This window comes from Paenarthrobacter sp. NPDC090522, assembly GCF_044769225.1.
Classification (GTDB): Bacteria; Actinomycetota; Actinomycetes; order Actinomycetales; family Micrococcaceae; genus Arthrobacter.
Window position 1 is genome coordinate 128,666 of sequence record NZ_JBIVXL010000009.1, and the last position, 16,731, is coordinate 145,396.

16 protein-coding genes and 1 pseudogene are annotated in these 16,731 nt (G+C 61.1%); 10 read left to right on the forward strand and 7 right to left on the reverse strand.

The annotated features are described in order from the left end of the window. Positions 1–87 precede the first annotated feature (87 nt). The 3 genes from ACIQT2_RS13555 to aqpZ all read left to right on the forward strand — a co-directional run bounded on the left by ACIQT2_RS13555 (position 88) and on the right by aqpZ (position 1,959). Positions 88–888, forward strand: a complete 801-nt coding sequence (locus ACIQT2_RS13555; protein ID WP_402947475.1) for an RNA polymerase sigma factor — start codon at positions 88–90, stop codon at positions 886–888. Further along, positions 875–1,102, forward strand: a complete 228-nt coding sequence (locus ACIQT2_RS13560) for an antitoxin (protein ID WP_400336692.1) — start codon at positions 875–877, stop codon at positions 1,100–1,102. Before ACIQT2_RS13555 ends, ACIQT2_RS13560 begins: the two co-directional genes overlap by 14 nt. 86 nt (positions 1,103–1,188) lie before the next feature. Beyond that, positions 1,189–1,959 carry an aquaporin Z gene (gene aqpZ / locus ACIQT2_RS13565; protein ID WP_402947167.1) on the forward strand — a complete coding sequence of 257 codons (771 nt, stop codon included), beginning with the start codon at positions 1,189–1,191 and terminating at the stop codon, positions 1,957–1,959. A gap of 82 nt (positions 1,960–2,041) precedes the next feature. On the opposite strand, the gene ACIQT2_RS13570 is transcribed toward aqpZ, so the two are convergent. The 3 genes from ACIQT2_RS13570 to ACIQT2_RS13580 form a co-directional block, all read right to left on the reverse strand. Then, positions 2,042–2,419 (reverse strand): hypothetical protein, encoded by a 378-nt coding sequence (locus tag ACIQT2_RS13570; protein ID WP_397325342.1) that lies wholly within the window; start codon positions 2,417–2,419, stop codon positions 2,042–2,044. Next, entirely contained in the window at positions 2,416–2,793 is a 378-nt protein-coding gene (locus ACIQT2_RS13575) for a J domain-containing protein (RefSeq protein ID WP_402947169.1), read from the reverse strand. Before ACIQT2_RS13575 ends, ACIQT2_RS13570 begins: the two co-directional genes overlap by 4 nt. A gap of 230 nt (positions 2,794–3,023) precedes the next feature. Further along, positions 3,024–3,446, reverse strand: a complete 423-nt coding sequence (locus ACIQT2_RS13580; RefSeq protein WP_402947171.1) for an Hsp20/alpha crystallin family protein — start codon at positions 3,444–3,446, stop codon at positions 3,024–3,026. A 143-nt stretch (positions 3,447–3,589) separates the two neighbouring features. On the opposite strand from ACIQT2_RS13580, the gene ACIQT2_RS13585 reads away from it, so the two are divergent. The 4 genes from ACIQT2_RS13585 (at position 3,590) to ACIQT2_RS13600 (ending at position 7,182) form a co-directional block, all read left to right on the forward strand. Continuing rightward, positions 3,590–4,021 (forward strand): MerR family transcriptional regulator, encoded by a 432-nt coding sequence (locus ACIQT2_RS13585; protein ID WP_402947173.1) that lies wholly within the window; start codon positions 3,590–3,592, stop codon positions 4,019–4,021. A gap of 100 nt (positions 4,022–4,121) precedes the next feature. Beyond that, positions 4,122–5,069, forward strand: coding sequence for a toll/interleukin-1 receptor domain-containing protein (locus tag ACIQT2_RS13590; protein ID WP_402947477.1), 948 nt, complete (start codon positions 4,122–4,124; stop codon positions 5,067–5,069). A 346-nt stretch (positions 5,070–5,415) separates the two neighbouring features. Further along, entirely contained in the window at positions 5,416–5,838 is a 423-nt protein-coding gene (locus ACIQT2_RS13595) for a hypothetical protein (RefSeq protein ID WP_402947175.1), read from the forward strand. 48 nt (positions 5,839–5,886) lie between these two features. Next, the gene (locus ACIQT2_RS13600) at positions 5,887–7,182 is read left to right on the forward strand and encodes a hypothetical protein (protein WP_402947188.1); all 1,296 of its coding nucleotides are present in this window, start codon (positions 5,887–5,889) and stop codon (positions 7,180–7,182) included. 1,132 nt (positions 7,183–8,314) lie between these two features. Here the strand turns inward: ACIQT2_RS13600 and ACIQT2_RS13605 are convergent. Together ACIQT2_RS13605 and ACIQT2_RS13610 are read right to left on the reverse strand one after the other, a co-directional pair. Further along, positions 8,315–8,581 (reverse strand): hypothetical protein, encoded by a 267-nt coding sequence (locus tag ACIQT2_RS13605; protein ID WP_402947190.1) that lies wholly within the window; start codon positions 8,579–8,581, stop codon positions 8,315–8,317. 8 nt (positions 8,582–8,589) lie between these two features. After that, a complete protein-coding gene (locus ACIQT2_RS13610) occupies positions 8,590–9,063 on the reverse strand; it encodes a hypothetical protein (protein WP_402947192.1) in 474 nt (157 codons plus the stop codon). Positions 9,064–9,219: 156 nt separating this feature from the next. Between ACIQT2_RS13610 and ACIQT2_RS13615 the strand changes: the two are divergent. Continuing rightward, a pseudogene (locus ACIQT2_RS13615) lies at positions 9,220–9,901 on the forward strand (recombinase family protein). 372 nt (positions 9,902–10,273) lie between these two features. Here ACIQT2_RS13615 and ACIQT2_RS13620 read toward each other — a convergent pair. Beyond that, a complete protein-coding gene (locus ACIQT2_RS13620; RefSeq protein WP_402947194.1) occupies positions 10,274–11,914 on the reverse strand; it encodes a recombinase family protein in 1,641 nt (546 codons plus the stop codon). Positions 11,915–12,067: 153 nt separating this feature from the next. Then, positions 12,068–13,849 (reverse strand): FG-GAP-like repeat-containing protein, encoded by a 1,782-nt coding sequence (locus ACIQT2_RS13625; RefSeq protein WP_402947196.1) that lies wholly within the window; start codon positions 13,847–13,849, stop codon positions 12,068–12,070. Between the two features lie 266 nt (positions 13,850–14,115). On the opposite strand from ACIQT2_RS13625, the gene ACIQT2_RS13630 reads away from it, so the two are divergent. Both ACIQT2_RS13630 and ACIQT2_RS13635 read left to right on the forward strand, forming a co-directional pair. Beyond that, a complete protein-coding gene (locus ACIQT2_RS13630; RefSeq protein ID WP_402947199.1) occupies positions 14,116–15,279 on the forward strand; it encodes a glycosyltransferase family 4 protein in 1,164 nt (387 codons plus the stop codon). Continuing rightward, a complete protein-coding gene (locus tag ACIQT2_RS13635; protein ID WP_402947202.1) occupies positions 15,276–16,673 on the forward strand; it encodes a UDP-glucose dehydrogenase family protein in 1,398 nt (465 codons plus the stop codon). Before ACIQT2_RS13630 ends, ACIQT2_RS13635 begins: the two co-directional genes overlap by 4 nt. Positions 16,674–16,731 lie beyond the last annotated feature (58 nt).

The window sequence follows — 16,731 nt, forward strand, 5'->3', positions numbered from 1 at the left end:
TGCCTTCCCCATCCTGAAAGAAATGCCATGCTCGCACAGGTCCCGCCTGCACTCTCCCGCTACGCGGCGCTCGATGACAAGGAACTCATGGAGCTTGTTCGTAACGGAGACCCAGCGGCTTTCGATGGACTGTACGGTCGACATCGAAAAGCGGTCGCATTCGTGGCCCTCAAGGAAACCGACAATAGAAGTGATGCCGAAGACGTCGTCGCCGAGGCCTTCCTGGAGATCTTCCGGGCCCTCGCGGCCGGGACGGGACCACGGGAGCATTTCAAGTCCTACGTCCTGACCGTTACCCGCCGCATGGCCCATCGCCGAAACCAACTGGCCCGTCGCGCCAAGGCTCTGGAGCACGACCGGGCGCTGGAACCCATTCATCCGCATGCGGAACAATCCACGGTGAAAGAAGACTCCATCATGCTGATGCAAGCGCTGCGGTCTCTTCCGGCGCGTTGGCAAACAGTCCTGAAATGCATCGATCTGCAGGACATGCGTCACGCTGAGGTTGCTGTAAGGCTAGGAGTGAGTCCAAACGCGGTTGCCTCGTTGCTCATCCGGGCACGGGAGGGACTACGGGTCGCCTATCTGCAGCAGCATGTGCGGGCTGCCGAATCAGACAAATGTGCCAAGGCCCGTCGGCTACTCGCAAGGCTCGCCAGGGAGACCATCGGGTCCTCCGAACGGAACCGCGCTGAGAGCCATCTGGCTGTGTGTCCGAGTTGCAGGACAGTGCTCTCCGACCTGCGGGACATTCACAGCTTGATGAAAGCCCGAAATCGTTGTCGGAGCGCGTCACGAATCCCGTCCCCACCGGACTTATCTGCTGGGGCAACTCCGCCCCTTTACGAGCAATGGCAGAGAAAAGAGACACCCCATGGGACTTTTTGAAGATTTGCAGGGCAAGGCCCAGGACCTTATCGCGGGCAACGAAGAAGCCATCCAGGACGGCATCGAAAAAGTCGGCGATTTCGTGGACGAAAAGACAGACGGCAAGTTCGCCAGCCAGGTTGACCTGGTTCAGGGTGCGGCCTCGGACTTCGTGTCACGTATCGACGACGAAGAGGAAGAAGCCGGTCCTGCGGAAGACACCCCCCAGCAGTAGCGCAGCCACTACCTCCGGCAACTCCGCCACCACCTTCGTGGTTGCTCTCGAAGCGATACATAGCCCTTCAGTTTGAAAGGACCAATATGGTCAGCCAAAAAACCACAACACTTCCACATCGGCACGACCTGGAACCCGCGCCAACCTTGGCTGCCAAACTGGGCGCCGAGGCCATCGGAACATTCATCCTGGTGTTTGGTGGCGTGGGCACGGCTTTGTTCGCGGCGAATTTCCCGGACAAGTCAAACACCCTGGGCGTCGGATTCCTCGGAGTATCGCTGGCCTTCGGACTTACCGTCGTGGCGGGGGCGTACGCCTTCGGACATATTTCAGGTGGGCACTTCAATCCGGCAGTTACCATCGGCATGGCTGTTGCAGGGCGTTTCCCCGCAAAGAACATCCCGGCCTACGTGGTTGCCCAGATAGCCGGCGCCGCTGCGGCATCAAGCGTGCTGGCCGCGATTGCAACCGGTGGCCCCGAGGGCTTCTTTGCGGCCGCACGTGCCAGCGGATTCGCATCGAACGGTTTCGGTGATCACTCCCCTGCTGGATTCGGGGTTGGTTCGGCACTGGTCATCGAATTCGTTTTGACCGCGGTTTTCGTTCTGATCATTCTTGGTGTCACGGAGAAGCGGGCAACGCCAGGATTCGCGGCCTTGGCCATCGGCTTAACCCTGACTCTTATTCACCTCATCAGCATCCCTGTAACGAATACGTCGGTAAACCCGGCACGTTCCATTGCAACGGCCCTCTGGGCGGACGGCTGGGCAGTCGGTCAGCTTTGGGTTTTCGTCGTTGCCCCCATTGCCGGCGGCGTCGCCGCAGCAGCCCTCTATCGCCTGGTACGCCGGCCGTAGCCCACTGCGCCTTGACTGCCTTTCGATCCGCCCGGATTCGCCGTCCATCGGCCCAGAGGCGGTCGCTCGGCGGCGGCGCCCCTCACGGCTGCGGCCCGTAGATGAACTCCTTGGCATGGTTAACGGCCTTCTTGAACGCATCGTTGCGCAGGGAGACCTGGTCGCGCGATGAACCGCTGCCGGGCTCCATGAACGTGGTTGGCCCCGGCCGGAGGATCCAGATGTCCCCCGCTGGCGGGAGGTAGAAGACCCCGAAGGAACGATGCTCCGGATCGTCCGTCCAGATGGGAACAACGGCCACCGCGGCACCCGTGTCCACGTTGATCCACTGGGCGCGGGGCATGGGTTGTTCGTGCACTTCGGGGTCCAGGAACGGCGCGGTCCCTTTGCCCCAGCGTTCCTCAAACCGCTCGTAGAACGCGGGCATCAAGTGGCTGTCGTAGGAACGCCAGGCGCTCATGTGGGTCTCCTTGGATGTGTACGGCGGAGTGGTGTCCAGCGGGTAGGACCGAAGCTGAGGGGTTGCTGCTGCCGCCCAGGTGCGGGCACCGCCGTCGTTCGATGGACCCGAACGCTGACGGGCGTGCCGGCCGCGCGCGTGCGACCCCGGTCGTAAGCCGCCCGCTTTACTGGGTCCGACAAAACGACGTACGCCTGCATGACGGCGTGCAACTGCTGGAGGTCGAGTGCCTCGGAGGCACCGCCGTCGTGCGTCTTTTGGCGTGTGTCCGGGTGGTGTTGCCGCAGCAAGGCGCGGTAGGCGCGGGCGATTTCGCGTGCCGACGCGGTTGGCGCAACACCGAGGATCGCGTAGTAATCAGGTTCATTTCCCAAGGCCGGTTCCCGGGGGACGTGCGGTTGGCTGGGAGATGGTCCCCGGCGGACTGAACGTGTCAGGGCCGGGGGCCATCCTTTCGGGAGGCAACGTCGGTGGCCGTGCTTCCTCTGCGCAACAAGCGCTATGGCGTGGCGCGAAGCCTGCGCCCTTTTCTCCGATGCGGCCGGTCGGATGCGCTCCCGCTTGCACGCTCGCGTTGGCTGCATGGCCTTCGCGAAGCGAACTATCAGGCGTTGATCTCCCGGCGTTGTCCGGTGGAGCTGATCTCGATGCGTCGCGGCTTGGCCTTTTCGGCGACGGGGATGCGGAGGGTCAGGACGCCTGCGTCGTAGCTGGCGTTGACGCCGTCCGTGTCCAGGGTGTCGCCGAGGATTAGCTGCCTGCTGAAGACACCTTGGGGCCGTTCTGCGGCGATCATTTCCGTGTTTTCTCCGGCGGGCGACTTCCGCTCCGCCTTGACCGTGAGGACGTTGCGTTCCACGTCCAGCTCAATCGACTCGGGGCTTACTCCGGGCAGGTCGAGAGCAACAATGAATTCCTCGCCGTCCTGCCAGGCATCCATCGGCATGCCAGCAGGCCGTGCTGTTGTGCCAAAAACCTGTTGGGCGAGCCGGTCGAATTCGCGGAACGGGTCAGTGCGCATCAGCATGTGGTTCTCACTCCTTTGGATCTTGATGCTGATTTTGTTGTGGTGCCAGCCTTCCTGATCTGTAGTGGCTGGTATAGATTTTTTATAGCACTCAGCTACGAGGGCTGCAAGTGGGTTTTTGGAAGATTTCTGGGAGTGGTTTCGTGGCAGGTTTCTCGGCAGAAGCGCACGACGGCGGCTTGGCTGGTTCGGCGCCGGGCGGCGGCTCCGGCGCGGCTGCTTCGAGGGACGACCTGGGGGTCTACGCCATCTCCGTTGCGGCCGAACTAGTGGGCATGGGTCAGCAGAACATCCGCCTCTATGAGCGCAAAGGGCTGCTCACTCCCGAAAGGACCGACGGCGGCACGCGGCGCTACAGCGAACGGAACCTGGTGACCTTGCGACGGATCGGAGTACTCCTGGACGAGGGACTCAACCTGGCCGGAGTGAAGCTGGTGCTGGAGTTGGAAGCTACGAATCGCGGGCTCGTGGAGGACAACCGTGGACTCACCGAGGACAACCTGGAGTTGCGGGCGGATAACCGCGGGCTGAGGAAGGATTTGAAGCGGGCGCGGGGTGGCTACCACACTGTTTGACTCCGAGTCGCTCACATGTCGGGAAGTCCCGAATACTTTCATGCACACCTCATCTCGTCAGGTGCAGAGCGTGTTCGGTGCCGCTGGTTTACCGGCGATAATGTTTCTACCGCACTACGTCGTCCCGACCGCGCGGTACTTGACGAGGGAGCGTTTGTTGCAGGTATTCATTAGTTGGTCCGGTAAGCAGTCCCATACAGTGGCTCTGGCCCTCCGAAACTGGCTTCCCTTAGTCCTTGACAACAAAATCGAACCATTCGTGTCTTCCGAAGACATAGGCAAAGGCGACCGCGGCCTAAACAAGATCGCGAAGCAGCTCGAAGACTCGAGCTACGGCATCGTCGTCGTCACACCGACAAATCAAAATTCACCTTGGATCAACTTCGAGGCGGGAGCTCTGGGCAAGGTGGTGAGCGACTCGAAGGTCGCCCCCCTGTTGGTGGGGCTCACCGACAGTGATGTCAGCGGCCCTATCAAGCAGTTTCAGAATACAGAGGCGACCGACAGCAAAGCCGTGCTGAGCCTAGTACGGACGTTGAATGGCGCTTTGGACGATTCCCTGAGCGACGGGACCGTCGAAGTACTCTTCGAGAAGCACTGGCCGCAATTTGAGCAAGCGGTCACCCTGCTGAAGCCGGAAGCAGCACCCCAACCACCGCGCAAAGAAGCTGACCTGCTTGACGAAGTCCTAACGACCGTTCGGTCCCTCCAGCGAGACGTAGTCCGGATGCAGAAGCTTATTGAAACTTCAGGACGTAGGCGACCTGAAGCCGCTGTCATTGCCAGCGACAATCTCGAAAACGACCTCTTGGAGAGGTTGACGCCGGAGTTGAAAATCGTTGGCGCTGACATCTCTTCCACTGTCGACGGCGTAAAGATCGTATTCCAGCCAAATGCCGGCACAGTAAGCGGCTCCACACTCAGGGCTTTGGAGAAACTCGCAAAGGCGCATCAGCGGTCAGTACGGCTGGAGGCATCGGACGGTTCTTATGTGTCGTTTAGCGCCGACGGCATTCAGTCCCGCAGTCCCGAAGATGCCACCACATAAACGGAGGACCAGCGTCCTCCGCGCGGTTGCGACATCAACTCTGTGAACTTCATCGTTCACGCTCTTTCCAGCACTCCCACACGCTGACGCGACTTCAGCGTCGCGGCTTGTTAGGAGTCAAGATGGAGCAGTAGGGTTTGTCGACACCGTCGCCCTCGACCCAAACCGTGTTGCCTTGGTCGCACTGGTACTCCGGGCTTGCTGCCCGGATTGCCTGGCATGCCACAGCACCCCCGATTACGAGAGCCGTGGCCACCAATATGCCAATTAGCCTTCCCTTCGCTGGCGGCTGAACCGCGTTCCCCAGATTTCAGCGTCTGGGCCTTGGCCGATTACGGTTTGGCTTGTGGAACTGGACATGCCCAACATCGGCCAAACTATTTTGTACATCGCAAGCGGGGTTTTCCCCATGATCGGACTCAACCGCTTTTTCAAGCAGTATAAGGATGCGCGACTTCCAGCAATTAAGCATGAGCATCGCACCAAGCATCAAGCGGGACTTCGAGCCACCCGCGATCGGCGGTTGGCGGGAACTGACGACGACTGCCGGGTGTGGGAGCTTCATGAAGTGGACGAGTGGCAATTGGCAGAGTTGGCCAAGAATGACCCATGGGGGAAGCCCTACAGTGAAAGCGACCAAAAAATGGGTTACGTCAGCCCCGGTGCTGTCAGCCTCTCCAGGTACAAACAGTGGAAAAATGATCTCCGCTTCGTGTTCCTTGGCATCATCTCTGCCACATTGGCCAGCATCTGGGCCGTCTGGTTCTGATGCTGGTACCGCGCGCCCATGACTATCGCGAACAACTAGGCTGTGGTCGTGGAAGTCAACAACAGGGAATGGGCGCTCGCCATCTGGCTCGGCCTCTTCATACTTGCAGTCTTACTGGTCCCGGCCTCCAGACGGTCGGTTCCCGACATTTTCCGAGCTTTCTTCAATCACCGCATCCTTGTGCCCTTCATGCTTCTGGTTCTTTACACCGGGGGTGTAATAACCGCAATTATCGGTGTTGGGGTATGGGACCCAAAGCTCATCACCCCAACCATCGTTTGGTTCTTGACCACTGCCGTCGTCAACTTCTTCCGCCTGCCACAGGCCATGAAGGAAGCCGGTTACTTCCGCAAGCTCGCGCTCGGTGCCTTGGCAGCACCAGTCGTAGTCCAATCTGTGGTCGACCTTTACCCCTTCCCGCTTCTAGGGGAAGTATTCCTTCAGGGAGGATTCATTCTCCTCGGGATTCTCTTGGCCGTCGCGAGGACCAAACCCGAATACGGTCCAGTCGGTAAGCTACTAGACGTTCTCATCGGCCTACTCGTCTTGCTGGTGGTTGTTCGCAGCGCCGTGGAGATCACTGCTCAATGGTCAAAGATCGATTTCTTGGGCGAGCTGAGAAAGTTCCTACTACCTATTGGAATGACGGCAGTGTTTCTGCCGTTTATGTATAGCCTCACTCTGTACGCCGCATATGAGTCAGCGGTGACACATATGCGAGTCACCGTTCCCCCTGGAACGAAGCTGCGTAAACCTATCATCGGGCTAGCCGTTAGAGCTGGCCTGAGCGTCCGGAGACTGTCAGAGGTAAGACCATCAACACGGTTCAATATGGCGCGGGCTTCCTCTGTAAGGGAAGCCATAGCCAGCTTCGATGAAGGCCGATTCACCGAAGCTGCTCGCCAGCAGCGGCTCGCTGACGAGAAACAGAAACTCATCGATAACGCCGGTCTCGACGGCGTTGACGAAGCCGGGAAGAGGCTTGATCAACGGGAGTTCAAGGAGACCAAAGCCGCACTCGACTACCTGCATATGTGCCATGCCGGGCACTACCGCAACTCCGGCAGGTATCGAGCCGACATGCTTGACGTCCTCGGTGAGGACTCGTTCACCCAGAAGGGACTCCCGCAAGGGGCAGTGATTACCATGCACACGTCCGCAGATGGACAGCAGTGGTGGGCATGGCGGCGAACAGCATCGGGATGGGTGTTTGCCGTCGGTGCCAAGGAGCCACCAAACGACCGCTGGGAGTATGACGGTCAAGTGGTCCCTACGGGGGGACCAGGAGTTGATCCCGCATGGCGGCACTTCATGGTCCCAGCCGCTACACACGAACACTGGTAGAAGGGCCTCGCCGCTGGGGCTACGAGGCCCACGCCAGCAACAACCCAACCGACCACCGTTTACGCCCTAGCTCATCATGTGCCAAAAACGGGTATAGCCTCTGGGAATGCCCGGTTTCATAGGGCAGTACGCATGACGGTAGGATCGGATGTCGTAGTTATATAGGACGGAAATTAGGCGGCATCATGGCGGGCCCAAGGCCAAATTCGGGCGGAGCTGTGTCGTTTGCATGAGCACCCTCAAGCGACACGTCGCACCTCGCCCCCACTATGCCAACGGTCTATGCGAGATGCACTACCGCAAGGCACAGCGGAAGAAGCCTGAATGCCAAGCAGCAGGTTGTGGAGCACGTCTCGCAAAGGGCCACTCGCGCCAAGGCCACTGCCGAATGCATGAACCCCTCCTGCTGAACGAACCCTTACGCACCGCTGAAGCCATGGCACGAACACTGGATAGGTTCGTCGGAGAATCTCGCCCAGCCGCGAAGGGCTGGACGGCCTCTTTGGATGCTGGCCGTGGACGGGTCGTCGAAATAAGGAAGAACCCCACCCGAGTGGTGCCCCTCGTCCGGGCTACGGTCTGATCAGCATAGACAACCATGATTGGCTCGCCCACAGGTATTCCTACGGCATCTTCATTGGTGGCCACCGGTCCAAGCTGACGCTTGATCACGTCTGCGCGAACTCCCTTTGCGTCCGACCGGATCACTTGATGCCGATGACTCAGCGTCGCAATAGCGAGCTTGAGCATAAGCGGGCCATCCAGAACCCTGACGCGGTCCTGCGCGACCTCCTCATGCTTCCGCAGATGAGATCGGAGACCAGGGAACGGGCGATCTTGCATGGGCTACCAGTGGGACGCGGTCTCCCCGGCGGCGAACCATTCGCCTATGGGCTGGACGGCCAGCCCGTGGATCAAGACTTTGGGCCCGCCTCATTCCCCGCCCCATCAAAGCTGTTCCGCTCATGACCGCCAGCCCATAAATGTAACCAGAATTTACCCGTGCCATGGGGCCGCATACCAGCAGTGGTGCGGAACTGGGGAGTTCCGCCGACTTTCCAATCCGTACACAGGAAAAGGCGCTATGACCACCGGGGAAAGGCCTCGGGCCGTTCGGGGGTCACCCCCACCCCTATGGTGTCGGTTGTATCCCGGACTTCCGTTCGAAGTCTGCCCGAACCGTGGCTGGCAGCTTGGCATAGGCGGCTCTGATCTGTGCTGGACGGGTGATCAACTCATGCGCTAGGTCGTTAATGGCGACGAAGAACATGCTGGCAATGTCGTTGTCCGAATCATCCAGGTAGATGACGACGGACTCGTCGCCATCCCTCTCACGGTGAAGAGCCGTGTTACCTACGTGACGGATTACTTGCAGGATGAGCGCCGTTTCATTGGCCACGCGCTGGCTCAGATTATGGAGCCTGCCGTCCAGTTTGACGCCGAGTCGAGGTCTTGTGTCAGGTGCTTTGCCAACGCCTCTAGCGCCGCTCGGCATAGCGCAGCCGCAGCCCGCCGGGAGTGCGGCAGCACGGCAGCGGCTTCCCGATACAGCCCAATCACCCGCACAGGCATGTCGGGGTTCGGCTCTGGCACTTCGTCGGCCAGGGCGTCGGTTGTTGGGAAGACGAGACGCTCGTCTATCCAAAGCGCCATGTCGTCGCATCCGGCACACATGCTTGCCACCCATGGCCACCCCTCGTAGTACACGCCTTCGGGGGTGCCCTGCAATTGGTCAGCAAAGCCGTGATCGTGAGCAAGCTGGTTGTTGCCATTGGCATCCCAGTAGAACAGTCGGCGCCAATCTTGAGCGGCGAAAGCGCCGCATCGGGGACAGTTAAAGGTTTTCTGATTAAAGACAGGGGGTGAATACTTTTCGGGCATGCGCCAATGGTTGCATGCGCTGACCGCCGTCTCACAAGCCAAGAGTTTTGAGACACTTCGGTTATGAGACACATTGGGCACGAGGAACGACAATGAATGTGTCTCACTTGTATGTCTCGCAAGTTGCTTTTAATTTCTTTGTAGCGAAACACTCTTATGAGACACATCGAAGGAGACAACCTTGGCAAGCTGATCGGATACGCCCGCGTTTCAACGAAGGCACAAGATACCGACAGGCAGGAGGCCGACTTGATCGCCGCTGGTGTGCGGCGAGATGACCTTTATGTAGATCACGGCGTAGCGGCGCCAAAACTTCCCGGCTGGAATTGGATAAGGCGCTGGCGGCGTTGCATGAAGGGGACACCTTGGTTGTAACCACGCTGGACCGTCTGGGACGATCCACCGCTAACATGCTGACGCTGGCTGAGGATACTAAGTCCAGGAATGCAGGCCTACGCGTGCTGAACTTGGGCGGAGGTGACGTGGACACCAGCACCCCAATGGGGGCCATGGTCTTCACCGTCATGGCCGCGCTCGGTCAGATGGAACTCGAAATCAAACGTGAGCGAATCAATGACAGCGTGGCCAAGCGGCGCGCTGCTTGTAAAGATCTAGGTGGACGCACTGCAAAGTACACCGACAGCCAGATCAAGAATGCTGCCCGCCTCATCAACGCGGGGAACCAGCTGCTCAGGTGGCCCGGGACCTTGGCATGTCCCGAGCTACTCTTTACCGGCGTATGGCCCAGCCGGGCTTTAGTCCGCGGTCGCCAGTGCGCCCCGCATCTGGTGGAAGCGCTTCATCCGTGCTGTTATGGGTCGGAGAACCGAACCCTTAAGGAGCACCCGGCGAGTACCCCACAAAGTAGTTCATACTTCGCTTTCCGCAGTCCTTCGGTAAGGGGCACGGTGGTAGTCATCGCGACCTTCACCGCAGCGCTGCTCTGGGCAGTGGGTGGCGTTGCGTACGTGAGCGCAGGCGCTATCAAGAGCGCCGCTGCGGTCATTTTCCTTATGCCAGCAGTCTTCGTCACCTCGGCAGCGTGGGCTATCGCACGCAAGCGCAAGCCCACCCCCAGACACAGTACGCGTACCCCATAGCCGCCCTGCCGTGAGCGTCCAGGAGCGCCCCCAGACACAGTACGCGTACCCCATAGCCGCCCTGCCGTGAGCGTCCAGGAGCGCCCATCAGCGGCCGTGTGGCCAGAAGGTCACTCGCGCTCTTCTAGGCGCTCTGAGCCGGGCACAAGCACCAAACTGGAAGCCAACTCATCCGCCGACATGTCACCGCTAAGGTATGCGTCGGGGATCCTGAATGAAACATTCTTCCCGTCCATGTAGAAGGAAACAAATATTCCGTTGCCAGCGCCCCTGAGCGCTGCCGTCTGCGCGGCCAGCCTGTCGATTGCTTGCTTAGCCAGCGGCCCCGGGCCTTCCCCGGGAGCCTTGACGACCAGTTGAACTGTGTCCGGGTTGAACACCTTGGTAGAACCCTTCCCATGTGGCAGCAGGACTACGTTGCAAATGCTGCGGAGGTAATCGCGTCTGTCGTCAATGTGCATTCCGAGCCATTCAAGAGCCTGAGGGGAATCCATGGAGACGAGAGGAACTTCCTCTGTCGGAGGCTGGCGGGCCGCCTCCTGCTCGATGCGAACCATCTCAGCGGTTACCGACGCAGGCTCCTTATCAATGTGGCTGTTGATAATGCCCAGTTGCTTCATCGGAATATTGCCGAGGGCCGCCTGAACGGCGGCCTCGTCCTGCCGCTTGCGCAACGCTATGGCTTCCAGCCGTAGGCGTTCCGCCTCTGGGTTGGGGCCAGCATTTCTACCCCGGGCCGCTTCCTGCGCGGCACGCAAACCGACAATCACGGTGTTAACTACCTTGTCTACAAACTCCGTCCGCTTGCTGATATGTCCAGGTCCCCGGACAGCGCACCTGTAAATCCGGTGTGTTTCACCATTCCGCCCCTTCACGGAAGCTGACCTGACATACTCACCGCAGTGGCATTGGGCTATTCCCGCCAGCAGGTGAACGGCCTTGTTGGACTGCGAGCGCCTCCGGGATGGGTCATCAAGGATGGCGCAGACACCCCGCCACACATTCTCGGTAATAATGGCTGGGAACGTGGAGGTGCCGACGATTTCCCCATGCAGGTCCGCCAGCCCTGCATTACGGGGCCGCGCCAATGCTTGGGCTAGTTGTGCGTAGCCCCACTCGTTTCCCCTCGTGGTCGTTATCCCTTGCTCATTCAAGTCACGGATTATCGAGCCAAGGCTGTCGCCTCGTAAGACTCTGGCGCATGCGTCGGCAAGTGCCGCCGACTCCTGGGGATGCAACTCGGGAACACCATCGTTAACAATCCATCCGAATGGACGGGTGCCGCCAGTCCACTTACCGGCCCAAGTGGCCTGCTCTGAAGCCCTACGAATCCTCGTGGCCTTCGTGTCTGATTCGTATCTGGCTGCCGCTCCCAGCATCCTTGCCACGAGCTGGCCAGAGTCCGTTGCGAGGTCCATCTCCCCCGCCTTCACCGAGTGCGTGAGCGCCCCGCCAGCCTGACAAGCATCTATGTAGGCCTCCAACTCCACTGGGCGCCTGTGAAGTCGGTCAGGGTGCCAGCAAAGCACGGCATCAACTTCACCCGAAGCGACCCTCTTCAACACCGCTGCGTATTCCGGACGGTTCTTGCCGGAGTACGCGCTTATGTCATTGTCTTGGAACACGCGTATAACTTCGTATCCCTTGTCGGCCGCGAGCGCCCGACAGTCTTCCTCCTGACGCTGAACGCCGAGCTTGGCACCAGTCTTGTCGTCGCTGATACGGCAGTAGATAAAGGCTGTACGGGGCATGCAGTAAACCTACATTGCAATGTGCATCATCAGGTTCGGGAAGGCCGAAGTTGTGCACTGCTCATAGAAGGAGGTGCAGATCGTCTTCGGAAAATAGGGCCCGTACTAAGCATGTCGTTTGATGTGTCTACAAAACGACGGGAAATGGAATCCCTAAAGAATCGCCGTCATCCCATTCCAGCCCGTGCCCACGCGCGAGGCCGACGGCCACACGGAGCCCCCGGCTCCGGAGTACAGCCACAGCTCCCCCGCCGCGTTCCGGGACAGTATGTCGGCACGGCCATCACCGTCGAAGTCGCCGGGTCCAACAAGCGAGTTCATGCTGTTCCAGCCCTGCCCGATGCTCTGACGGGACAGCCATCCCCCAATGCCGTTCGGCGGGTAGAGCCAGAGGGCGCCCGAGGAATCGCGGGCAGCGATGTCGGAGACGCCGTCGCCGTTGAAGTCGGCAACTCCCGTAATTTCGGACATGCCGTTCCAGCCCGAACCCGCCCATACTCGCGAGAGCCAGCCGCCCCGGCCGTCGCCGCGGTACCGCCACAAAGTGCCGCTGGAGTCGCGGGCCATGACGTCGGGATTTCCATCGCCGAAGAAGGGGCCGCTACCGATGATCGCCGTCATGGAGTTCCAGCCCACGCCTACCTGCGAGCGTGGGAGCCAGCCGCCGGAACCATTTCCGGGGTACAACCACAACGCGCCTGAGGAGTCGCGAGCCAGGACGTCCGGATGCGAGTCCCCGTCGAAGTCACCGGGTGAGACCAGCGCAGTCATCACATTCCAACCGACCCCCACCTGGACCCTCGGCAGCCAGCCACCCGAGCCGTTGCCCGGGTATAGCCAAAGAACACCGGACGTATCGCGTGCCAGGACATCTGAGAAGGAGTCGCCATTGAAGTCGTTCTTGACGGGAGCCGCGGCAGAGCCATCGATGACGGATACCGAAGCGCTCCCGTTGTTTGCCACATAGACCATCCCCGTGGAGGAGTTCACAGCAGCGTCAACGGGATCCTGCCCGGTGAACACTCCAGAGACCTTGCCTGAAGCGCCATCCACAACGGTCACTCCCCTGCCACCCATGAGGGCATAGGCCTTATCAGCGCCGGGGTTCACGGCGAGGTCTGTAATCCGTGTGGGTGTCACATAGGATGCGATCTCCGTCAGCGTCTGCCCGTCGAACACCTTGACGTATCCCTCGAGCGACGTGCTGTCCGCGGCAACGTAGATCTTGCTGGTAGTCGGATCAACGGCGACTTTCCCCACGAATTGGTCAAAGGGAATGGTGCCGGTAACTTCGTCCGTGATCCCATCAACCACACGCACGCTGGCGCCGTAGCGGCCGAGCGTCGTGAAGTAGACCTTGTTGCTCGCCTCGTTCACTGCCACAGCAAGGATGCCGCCAGCGCCGATGTTGATGGTGGTCTTCACGGTGCCGCTCGCATCAAGGACCCTCAGCGTCCCGCCCGAGAGCACGTAAGCCTTGCTCGTAGCAGAGTTCACCACAATGTCCTGTGCGCCGTTGGCCAGGGCAACGGTCTTCACGGCATTCGTGGCCCCGTCAATGATGGCAATGCCGGATTGAACGCCAACGTAGATCTTGTTGTTCGATTCGTTCGCCGCAACGACACCCGGTGAAGCGCCAACCGGCACGGACGTGACAGCTCGCGTTGCGCCATCGACCACGGCCACGGAGCCGCCAATTTCGCTGACGTACACCTTGTTCGTCACCGAGTTCACGGCTACATCCACAGGCCTGTCACCGGTGTACAGCAGACCTGAGGAGGTGGACCCGTCCAAGACGGACACACCATCACCGGTAGCAATGTACGCCCGGTTGGTCACCGAATTCACCGCAACGGCAGAGGGTTGCGCTCCCACAGGAACAACGTTGGTTACGTCGTCCGCCACCGCCGGCGAAACCATGGTTCCCAACAACATGGCCAGCCCCATGCCGCCCGCAACGACACGCGCTGCCCCAAGGCGCCGCCGTCGTACGCGATCCCAACCTGCAACAAGCGCGCGCGAATGATCCCCAGCAGCAGTCATGGCAAGACCCCCAGAACTTTCGACGCCCAGCACGTCGGATGCTGGCAGTCTACGCGGGGGCTCCGACAAAGAACACAAACCTCCTGTTAACCAACTCTTCCTCCACAGGCCACCCGATCGAACCCGCAACGCCAACCGCCCCGACCACCGTGGAATGCGTGAGGATCGCAATCGTCGCCGAATCATTCCTGCCGCTGATGAACGGGGTAACGCACTCGATACTGCGGGTGCTGGATCATCTGCAGGAACGCGGGGATGAGGTGATGGTGATTGCGCCGTCGACGTCGGACACTGATGTTTCGAGCGTCGTGAAGGGTGCGTATGTGCACCGGCTTCCGTCTGTGCCGCTGGCCGGTTACACGAACGTGCGGGTTGCGTTGGGTGGTGTGAATCGGGTCAAGCGAATCCTTGCCGATTTCTCCCCCGACGTGGTTCATCTCGCCTCGCCGTTCGTGCTCGGCTGGCGCGCCGTGCAGGCCGCCAACCAACTCGGCATCCCGACGGTTGCGATCTATCAGACCGAGGTTCCCAGCTACGCTGCCCGATACGGCGTGCCATTCCTGGAGAACTGGGCCTGGAACCGCGTGGACAACATCCACCTCCTGGCCACCCGCACCCTCGTGCCATCGACCTTCGCGCTCAACCAGCTGCGCGGTCGCGGCATTCTCCGCGTGGACATGTGGCGGCGCGGTGTGGATACCGCACGCTTCAACCCTGCAAAACGTTCGACGGCGTGGCGCAGCTCAGTAGCGCCCGACGGGCAGCGGATCATCGGCTACGTCGGGCGGCTTGCGGTAGAGAAGCAGGTTGAGGACCTCGCCGTGCTTAACGGCCTGCCGAACACGAAGCTCGTGATCGTGGGTGACGGACCGCAGCGGGCAGCGCTCGAAGCGCAACTCCCGGACGCTGTGTTCACAGGATTCCTCGGTGGCGAATCCCTGGCCGAAGCCGTTGCCTCCTTTGATCTTTTCGTACATCCCGGCGAGTTCGAGACCTTCTGCCAGACCATCCAGGAAGCCATGGCATCGGGCGTTCCTGTTGTCGCGACCGGCCGCGGCGGGCCCTTGGACCTCGTGGAAAACTCCCGCACCGGCTGGCTTTACGAGCCGGGCAACCTCACCCAGCTGCGCGGTTACGTGCAGGACCTGATGGGCGACGACGCCAAGCGCCGCGCGTTCGCTACGGCAGCTACCGCTTCGGTCCAGGGCCGGACGTGGCCGGTGCTCTGCGCCGACCTGGTGCGGCACTACAACGAAGTGATCGCCGGTGTACCGTCCGGCCCTGACTCTGAACTGACACCAAGCAAAGGACCTTTCTCATGAAGATCTCCGTAATCGGCTGCGGTTACCTCGGCGCAGTACACGCCGCCACCCTCGCTTCGATGGGCCATAACGTGGTGGGCATCGACGTGGACTCGCACAAGGTTGAGCAGCTGAACAAGGCGCTTGCTCCCTTCCATGAACCCGGTTTGGATGAGCTTCTCGGCGACGGGCGCACCACCGGCCGGCTCGTGTTCACCACGGACTTCTCTGCCGCGGCCGATGCCCAGGTCCATTTCCTCTGCGTGGGCACCCCGCAGTCCAAGACCTCGGACACCGCGGACCTCTCCTACCTGATGAGCGCCACCCGGAGCCTCCTGCCGCACCTGGCCAAGGGTGCCGCCGTCGTCGGTAAATCCACCGTGCCGGTGGGCACTGTGGAAACCGTCCGCGCCGTGTTGGCCAGGCGGTCCGACGTGCTCCTCGGCTGGAACCCCGAGTTCCTGCGGCAGGGCACGGCCGTGAAGGATTCACTGGTGCCCGACCGCTTGGTTTACGGCGTTCCCGGCGGCAAGGGAGCCGCTGCCGGCGCACCTGTGACCGCCGTGCTGGATGCCGTGTACGAGCCACTGATTACCGCCGGCATCCCGCGGTTGGTCTGCAACTTCGCGACGGCGGAACTGATCAAGTCGGCGTCGAACGCGTTCCTGGCCACGAAGGTCAGCTTCATCAACGCGATGGCCGAGCTGTGCGACGCGTCGGGCGCCGACGTCAGCGAACTCAGCGAAGCCATGGGCCTGGACCCGCGCATCGGCAACCGCTACCTGCACGCCGGCCTCGGGTTCGGCGGCGGCTGCCTGCCCAAGGACATCCGCTCCTTCCGAGCGCAGTCCCGCGAGCTCGGCGTGCCGTCCGTGGATGAGTGGATGGCCCTGGTGGACACCGTGAACCTGAACCAGCGCTCCCGGGCCGTGGACGTGGCCCGCGAAATGTGCCGCGGATTCCTCTCCGGCCGGACTGTCACCATCCTCGGGGCAGCCTTCAAGCCGGACACCGACGACATCCGCGATTCCCCCGCCCTGGACGTCGCTGCACAGCTCGCCTCCGCCGGCGCGCACGTGACCGTCACGGACCCGAAGGCCATCAACAACGCCTGGATCCGCTACCCGCAGATCCGCTTCGAGGCCTCCACCAAGCGCGCCCTGGAAGGCGCCGAGGTGGTTCTGCTACTCACGGAGTGGAACGAATACATGCAGCTTTCGCCGGTTGAGGTTGGGGCACTCGTACGACGGCGGATGGTGCTGGACGCACGCAACGTTCTTGACGCTGAGGCCTGGCGGGCGGCCGGCTGGACGGTCCGAGGCTTGGGTACCGGCGCTGCGGTTGCGGCTGAGGAACGGGCCGGTGCGGAGGCATCGGGTGAGTCCGCACCGCGACGGAAGCACGCGCGGGCGTAAGTCATCTAGGCCGATTCCTGGCTTCCCGCGGGGATAGCAGCGTTGGCCGATGTGGATC

Bases quoted from the DNA above. Each gene is read 5' to 3' on its own strand.
- ACIQT2_RS13635 (WP_402947202.1), top strand. From the start codon at position 15,276: ATGAAGATCTCCGTAATCGGCTGCGGTTACCTCGGCGCAGTACACGCC.
- ACIQT2_RS13570 (WP_397325342.1), bottom strand. From the start codon at position 2,419: ATGAGCGCCTGGCGTTCCTACGACAGCCACTTGATGCCCGCGTTCTAC.
- ACIQT2_RS13580 (WP_402947171.1), bottom strand. From the start codon at position 3,446: ATGCTGATGCGCACTGACCCGTTCCGCGAATTCGACCGGCTCGCCCAA.
- ACIQT2_RS13625 (WP_402947196.1), bottom strand. From the start codon at position 13,849: ATGTTGTTGGGAACCATGGTTTCGCCGGCGGTGGCGGACGACGTAACC.
- ACIQT2_RS13610 (WP_402947192.1), bottom strand. From the start codon at position 9,063: ATGCCCGAAAAGTATTCACCCCCTGTCTTTAATCAGAAAACCTTTAAC.
- ACIQT2_RS13560 (WP_400336692.1), top strand. From the start codon at position 875: ATGGGACTTTTTGAAGATTTGCAGGGCAAGGCCCAGGACCTTATCGCG.
- aqpZ (WP_402947167.1), top strand. From the start codon at position 1,189: ATGGTCAGCCAAAAAACCACAACACTTCCACATCGGCACGACCTGGAA.
- ACIQT2_RS13590 (WP_402947477.1), top strand. From the start codon at position 4,122: ATGTTTCTACCGCACTACGTCGTCCCGACCGCGCGGTACTTGACGAGG.
- ACIQT2_RS13555 (WP_402947475.1), top strand. From the start codon at position 88: ATGGAGCTTGTTCGTAACGGAGACCCAGCGGCTTTCGATGGACTGTAC.
- ACIQT2_RS13620 (WP_402947194.1), bottom strand. From the start codon at position 11,914: ATGCCCCGTACAGCCTTTATCTACTGCCGTATCAGCGACGACAAGACT.